General features: G+C 58.3%; 5 protein-coding genes. 1 reads left to right on the forward strand and 4 read right to left on the reverse strand.

Annotation, left to right across the window (positions count from 1 at the left end):
* From Q0239_RS02140 to Q0239_RS02155, 4 genes are all read right to left on the reverse strand, one after another.
* On the reverse strand, positions 1-393 hold a 393-nt coding region (locus Q0239_RS02140; RefSeq protein ID WP_298597688.1), incomplete at its 3' end, for an SDR family NAD(P)-dependent oxidoreductase.
* 112 nt (positions 394-505) lie between these two features.
* Entirely contained in the window at positions 506-1,675 is a 1,170-nt protein-coding gene (locus Q0239_RS02145; RefSeq protein ID WP_298597691.1) for an acetyl-CoA C-acetyltransferase, read from the reverse strand.
* Between the two features lie 96 nt (positions 1,676-1,771).
* Positions 1,772-2,698, reverse strand: a complete 927-nt coding sequence (locus Q0239_RS02150) for a hypothetical protein (protein WP_298597693.1) — start codon at positions 2,696-2,698, stop codon at positions 1,772-1,774.
* 42 nt (positions 2,699-2,740) lie between these two features.
* Complete coding sequence (locus Q0239_RS02155; RefSeq protein ID WP_298597695.1) at positions 2,741-3,646, reverse strand: DMT family transporter; 906 nt, start codon at positions 3,644-3,646, stop codon at positions 2,741-2,743.
* 71 nt (positions 3,647-3,717) lie between these two features.
* Between Q0239_RS02155 and Q0239_RS02160 the strand changes: the two genes are divergently transcribed.
* On the forward strand, positions 3,718-4,091 hold a 374-nt coding region (locus tag Q0239_RS02160; RefSeq protein WP_298597697.1), incomplete at its 3' end, for a CNNM domain-containing protein.

Below are 4,091 nucleotides of genomic sequence, written 5' to 3' on the forward strand. Positions count from 1 at the left end.
GGCCGACTTGGCGATGCAGCGGAATGTGCCGATCAGATTGATCTGGATGATCCATTCGAAGGCCGAAACCGGGAAATGCTTGATCGAGCCATCTTCCTTTGAACGGCTGGCGGTTTTAATCGCATTGCCAGTACCGGCGCAGTTGACGAGGATGCGTTCCTGGCCGTGCGCTGCACGTGCCTTGGCGAATGCGGCATCGACTTCTTCTTCGCTGGTCACATTGACCTTGCAGAACACGCCGCCCAGTTCGGCGGCCATGGCGTTGCCTTTTTCCTCGTTGAGGTCGAAAATCGCAACTTTAACGCCCTTTGCAGCGAGCGAACGTGCGGTTGCCGCGCCGAGGCCCGATGCGCCGCCGGTGACGACTGCTGCGACGGATGAGTCGAGTATCATTCTAATTTCCTTCTTGATCGTCGCCCCGGCGAAAGCCGGGGCCGTTGGAGGTTAATTCAATGGGTTTTGGGTAAACCGCTGGAGGCCCTGGCCTTCGCCGGGGCGTCGACGATTACAGCCGCTCGATGATGGTGACGTTGGCCTGGCCACCGCCTTCGCACATCGTCTGCAGGCCATATTTGCCACCCTTGGCATCTAGCACGCCGAGCAGCGTCGCCATCAGCTTGGTGCCCGAGGCACCAAGCGGGTGGCCGAGCGCGATCGCGCCGCCATGGACGTTCAGGCGATCATGCGATGCGCCGAGATATTTCAGCCAAGCCAGCGGAACCGGGGCAAAGGCTTCGTTGACTTCATAGGCATCGATGTCTTCGATCTTGATGCCAGCTTTCTTCAGCGCTTTTTCGGTGGCGAACAGCGGCTCTTCGAGCATGATGATCGGGTCACCTGCCGTCACCGAGATGTGGTGGATGCGCGCGCGCGGCGTCAGGCCATGATCCTTGAGAGCCTGTTCCGAAACGATCAGTGCAGCCGAGGCGCCGTCGCAAATCTGCGAGCTGGTGGCAGCGGTGATCGAGCCGCCTTCCTGCAGCAATTTGACGCTGGAGATGCTTTCCATCGTGGCGTCGAAACGGATGCCTTCGTCAACCAGATGCAGTTCCTTGCCTTCGGGCGTTTCGACTTCGATGCCGACGATTTCATTCTTGAAATGGCCTGCTTCGGTTGCTGCCTTGGCGCGCTGGTGGCTGGCGAGTGCAAATGCGTCGAGATCATCCTTGGTGAAGCCATGCTTCTTGACGATCATTTCAGCGCCCGCGAACTGGCTGAACATGATGCCGGGGAATTTCTCTTCGAGGCGGGGCGACTTATAGTTGCCGAGGCCTTCCTTCATGAACAAGGTCGCGACCGAACCCATTGGAACGCGGGTCATGCTTTCGATACCGCTGGCAAGCACGATATCCTGCGTGCCCGACATGACGGCTTGCGCGGCAAACATCATTGCCTGCTGCGAAGAACCGCACTGGCGATCGATGGTGACGGCAGGGATGCTGTCGGGCAGTTTCGACGCGAGCACGGCGTTGCGGCCGAGATCCATCGTCTGCTGGCCGCCCTGCGAGACGCAGCCGGTGATGACATCGTCGATCGCTTTGGTGTCGAACTGGTTGCGGTCAGCAATCGCATCGAACACGGCAGCGCCGAGATCGACCGGGTGCACCCCGGCTAGCTTTCCACCGCGCCGCCCACCGGCGGTACGAACGGCATCGACAATATAGGCTGTGGCCATGACAGGACTCCTTGGATTGATTTAATCGTGCGATTAAACCGAGTCTGCCAAGGGGTCAATGCCTATAGCGAATATAGGCCAGGTTCTTCTGTTTGATCAGGCTTTCAACGCCGCAATCGCTTCCCTTGTGGTCCGCGAATAATTGCCCCAGCGGTAGCGATAGGTGCCGATATAGTGCACAAAAGCGGGGCTTTCGGGCATGGGTTCGTCCCAATGGTTGATATAGCGGTCATAGGGAAGTTGAACCGGATCGGGATCATTCGCGACCACCCAGTTCGACGCAACCTGTTCGCTACCCCATTGGCGCCAGGTCTTGCCAAGGCGCTCGTCCATCTCCTGCGAAAACCGCGAAACCGTGGCGCGGCCATCTTCACTTTTGGCAAAGCCAGCAAAACCGGCACACCCCCGGATATAGCGGCGGCTGTCGGCATCGTGCAGCGACTTCATCGCGGCTTCCGCATGCGCCTGCACATGGTCGGTCGTAGGCCCATTTGCGTGGAAGATGCGCGAAATCTCGGCCGCACTTTTGAATCCGTGCTGTGCCTCGTCCAGACCACCGGCCAGCGTGAAACTGCGGTTGGCATCTATCGCTGCAGCAATTTCGGGAACCGGGCCGGTGGTTACCGTGTCCGAATCGAGCTGGATCACGAAATGGTCATTTCGCCGGTCCAAAATGGACAGCAATCGTTCCCAGCAATTGTCGCGTGGGCAGGGTGCAGTGTCCACATCAGCCTTCACGATGATTTCCGGATTATCGCAGTGCTTAGCCAGAACAGCCTTATCATCGGTAGTCAGCGTACCGTCGTCGAGCAGCACGATTTTGCCACGCGGTAGATGATGATGGAGCGATTTGACTGCGACCAGATAGGGGAGAAGGACCGCAGTGCCGATCATCGAAAACAGGATGAGTCCATCGTCTTGCGCCACGATCGGCGGCGTATCCAATATGCCCTGCACTGCGCGCTCATGCGCCCAGCTTCCAGCTTTTCGGCCTATCGCCGTGAGTATTTCCATCAGGGTCAACCGCTATTCCTTGTGCGAAACCAGCCGCACTTAATGGTTCCCTTAAGCAGAAGCCATTTCGACATGATTAACAATCGCAGGTTTTACACGTGCAGCAATCAGGCTGCCGCCGATAATCAGAGCGGTGCCAATCAAGGTCGTCAGCGTTACCGGCTCATCGAAGAATAACCAGCCAAACAACACTGCCCAGACGAAAGCTGTATACTCCACGGGGATCAGTATCTGCGCCTCGGCCCGCGCATAGGCCCAGCTCATCAGCAATAGCGAGAATATGGCAAGCGATGCGGCGGTCAGCAGCATCGGCAATTTGGCCACCACCAGCGGCGCCAGAAACCAAGGAGCGAAAAGCGCCAGAACAGACGCGGTTAGCAAATTCTGGAAGAACGCGATCTCGATAGGCCCGGCTGCCTGTGCCTGTTGTCGGGCGAGGATCAGATTATAGGCGAACAGCACGGCGGAAAAGAGCACCGCAAGCGCGCCCCACAGGGCATCGCTTGAATAATGCCCGCTGAATTTCCCATAAAGGATCACGCCAACCCCTGCGAGCCCGGCGATCGATGCAAGTATCGCTTCGCGCCCGATTCTCTCGCCCAGCAACATAGCGGCCAGATAAAGTGCGATCACAGGTGCGATGAACGACAAGCCGATGGCTTCAGCCAGCGGCAAACGCGCTATCGCCCAGAAAAAGCTGACGGCCATCCCCGCTACAATGATGCTGCGCCACAGATGCAGCCGCAAATTATCGCGCGCGGGCCAGCCCTGACCGGTTGCAACGAACAACATGCCCGCAATCAAGGTTCCAGCAAGATTGCGCCACAGTACGGCATTATAAGCACCAACGCTCAGCGACAGATCCTTCATTGCGGCATCCATCAGCGAAAAGGTTCCCACTCCTGCTGCGGCTACAGCGAAGGCGATCGCAGGACTGGTGGGGCGCAAAGTCGACATGGGCAACCGCATAGGCATTGCCATGGGTCTTGCCAAGGGTGGCAGGCGCACACTATGTGCAGGGCACTACCATGGACCTCGACCCATTCCCTTGGCTTGATGCGCTGATAATCCTCGCGCTGATCGCCCTCAACGGCGTATTCGCGATGTCCGAGCTGGCCATTGTATCCTCACGCCCAGCCCGATTGCAGGCGATGGCCGAAGGAGGGAGCAGCGGCGCTGCTGCTGCACTTCATTTATCCAAAGATCCGGGCAGGTTCCTGTCGACGGTGCAAATCGGTATCACCCTGATTGGCATCATAGCCGGTGCTTATTCGGGCGCCAGCCTTGGCGCACCCACCGGCGAACGCATTGCCCAGCTTGGCCTGGTCAGCGACAAATGGGCGATGAACATTGGTTTTGGGCTTGTCATCGGTGCTACGACTTTTGCGTCATTGGTCATCGG

Origin of the sequence: uncultured Sphingorhabdus sp. (genome assembly GCF_937872355.1) — a bacterium.
GTDB lineage: Bacteria > Pseudomonadota > Alphaproteobacteria > Sphingomonadales > Sphingomonadaceae > Sphingorhabdus_B.